This window comes from Moorena sp. SIO3I6 (assembly GCF_010672095.1).
On sequence record NZ_JAAHHU010000556.1, the window covers coordinates 1 to 2818 of the forward strand.

4 protein-coding genes are annotated in these 2818 nt (G+C 46.3%); all 4 read right to left on the bottom strand.

Going from position 1 to position 2818, the window contains the following annotated elements:
• Positions 1-461 (bottom strand): GTP cyclohydrolase I (locus F6K49_RS39455; protein WP_293083646.1); only part of this gene is annotated, 461 nt, incomplete at its 3' end.
• A 113-nt stretch (positions 462-574) separates the two neighbouring features.
• Complete coding sequence (locus F6K49_RS39460; protein WP_293024912.1) at positions 575-1300, bottom strand: SDR family oxidoreductase; 726 nt, start codon at positions 1298-1300, stop codon at positions 575-577.
• A complete protein-coding gene (locus F6K49_RS39465; protein ID WP_293024910.1) occupies positions 1300-1575 on the bottom strand; it encodes a hypothetical protein in 276 nt (91 codons plus the stop codon). Before F6K49_RS39465 ends, F6K49_RS39460 begins: the two co-directional genes overlap by 1 nt.
• Positions 1576-1939: 364 nt before the next feature.
• Positions 1940-2818 (bottom strand): acetyl-CoA carboxylase carboxyl transferase subunit alpha (accA, locus tag F6K49_RS39470; protein WP_293106052.1); only part of this gene is annotated, 879 nt, incomplete at its 5' end.

Below are 2818 nucleotides of genomic sequence, written 5' to 3' on the forward strand. Positions count from 1 at the left end.
GCTATTTTACTGAGTCCTACCACTTTTTGGTTAGGGATATAGGCGACGTGAGCCTTACCCATAAATGGCAACATGTGGTGTTCACAGAGGCTAAAGAAATTGATATCCCGCACGAGTACCATTTCATTGTGACCTTCGTCAAAAATTGCCCCGTTGACTATTGTCTCTAAAGACTGATTGTAACCACTAGTCAAGAATCGCATTGCCTCGGCTACCCGCTTAGGGGTTTTGAGCAGTCCCTCTCGTTGCGGGTCTTCACCAACACCCAATAGGATAGTGGTGACAGCGTTGATCATCTCCTGGTTCAGTTCTTCCAAAGGAGGTTGTAAATTGGGCTGGTGACCATTCTGGGTATTGCGCTCAGGACGGGTCTCTAGCTGATGTTTCTCATTACCATTGATACTTTTAGCAGTTGAAACAGATTCAACACGGTTGAAACCATTGGAAGAAGCAATAGTCATGATTAATCTGATTAGATTGTAAACAAAAATGAACTTGATATTGCCAGACCATAGGGACAGGTTGAATTGACACAGCAATAACCTTAAAGTGTGCTATTATTTTTACCTATACCCTAAAGAATTCCGGCACTGGGCATCAGAGTCAAGGACTCGATGACAGCCTGTTGTGGGAGCTCGACGGTGTGCAAAATTGACTGGGCAACAATTTCTGGGGTCAACATCCCTGACCGATTTAATTGCACCTGAACTGTATCTGCATCCCATAAAGGGGTATTGACTGCACCTGGACAAATGCTTACTACCCGGATACCATGGCGGCTTTCCTCCGCTGCTAGAGTCTTGGAGAGGGCAATCATACCTGCCTTACTAACGCTGTAAGCCCCCCATTTAGGCAAGGCTTGCTTAGCAGCAATTGATGCCACGTTAACGATCGTGCCTCGGTGTTGGGCACGCATAGCAGGCAGAACCCCCTGGATGCACTGAAACACACTGGTCAGATTCAGGTCAATTAAGCGCTGCCAATCTGATAGCGGTGTCTCACTGAGATATCTAGCGTCAGCTATTCCCGCATTATTGACGAGAATAGTGATAGGAGCAAAATCTGCTGTGATTTCTTCTATCCAAGATCTAACCTGCTCCAGATCAGCTAAATCATATGGATAAGCCTTAGCTTGCACCCCAGCTGCCCTAGCAGCAGCAGCAACCATCTCTAAGTTGTTCCGGGAACGGCTGACTAAGGCTACACTGATTCCTGCCTTAGCAAAGGCTAAAGCTGTTTCCTTGCCAATACCACTGCTCGCTCCAGTAATTATGGCGCGTCGCTCAACAGTCGATGTCATCAAATTTTACAAGATTTTGTTACAAATGCTTCTCTACGGTCTGGATAAAACTCAGGATTGCTCGGAAGCAAATGCCCACATAACGCAGTTATTTGGTTTAAATCTGCTAGCTTTAAATCTGCTAAGCCAGCTACAAGGTCACCAGAGGTGGAGGCAGTCGAATTAACCTTAGGTTCAGTGAGTTGGTTAGGCACCGAGATTTTAGACACTCCCTTAGGGCAGTTAATCTCCAAAGGCACAGCTAGGTTTTCGGTGTATCCGAAATTGTTTAGCAAACTGACTAACTACCTTAGAATATTGTGAACATTTGTTAATTGTATCATCATTCGCAGACTATTCAGCTACCAAGTCGGCTGTCAATAATAAACTTTGAGGATAGAAAAATCGGGATAGGGTAATTGGTAATTGGGCTACCAAGGTAAACATCGGAGAAAATGGCGAGCATGATTAGCTCAATCCCCCAGAGGATGACCCCCTTGCTATATATAAAGTTTTATCCCTGAGGTTGGTAGCCCTAATTGGTAACGAATCTAACTATACTTCAAATCACGACCCTTGAAATCAGTTTTTAGTTGAGCAACGCCGCCGCGAAGGTGGGAGATATACCTCTAACCGGTTTACCTATTCACCCCTTCAAGACTAACTTTCTACAAAAATCCCCATATTTCGGAACTTCTGATAGCGCAAATCCCGGCGCTGTTGAGCGGTTAATTGAGTTAGTTCTGCCAGGTTTTCCAATAGAGCCTCTTTGAGGATAGAGGCGGCTGCCAAGGGATCCCCATGAGCTCCCCCTATGGGTTCCGATAAAACTTTGTCAATAATCCCTAATTCTTTGAGGTCCCAAGCGGTAATCTTTAACGCTGCTGCGGCTTGCTGTCCTTGGCTAGCATCTTTCCAAAGGATGGCGGCACAAGCTTCTGGGCTAGCTACGGTGTAGACAGCGTTTTCAAACATCAAAACCCGATCACCAACACCAATTCCCAAAGCACCACCAGAACCTCCTTCACCAATGACTGTACACATAATGGGCACATCCAGGCGAAACATTTCTCGGAGGTTATAAGCGATCGCTTCTCCTTGTCCTAGTTCTTCCGCCTTCACACCAGCCCAAGCACCAGGGGTATCAATAAAGGTCAAAATTGGCATATCAAAGCGATTAGCGTGTTCCATCAGCCGCATCGCTTTACGGTAGCCCCCAGGCGCAGCCATGCCGAAGTTGCGAGCTACATTATCTTTAGTATCCCGACCTTTTTGATGTCCTAATATTACCACAGCACGACCCACCAAAGAGCCAATCCCCCCCACTAAGGCTGGGTCATCATAACCACCGCGATCGCCATGCAACTCAAACCACTCATCAGTGATTGCCTGAATATAATCGAGGGTACTTGGACGCCTAGGGTGACGGGCTAGCTGTAGCCGTTGCCCTGGTGATAAACTATTGAAAATTTCCTGACGCAGTTGGATTGCTCTTGTCTCCAGTTGGCGGATTTGGTCAGAAACATCGACATTGTTTTC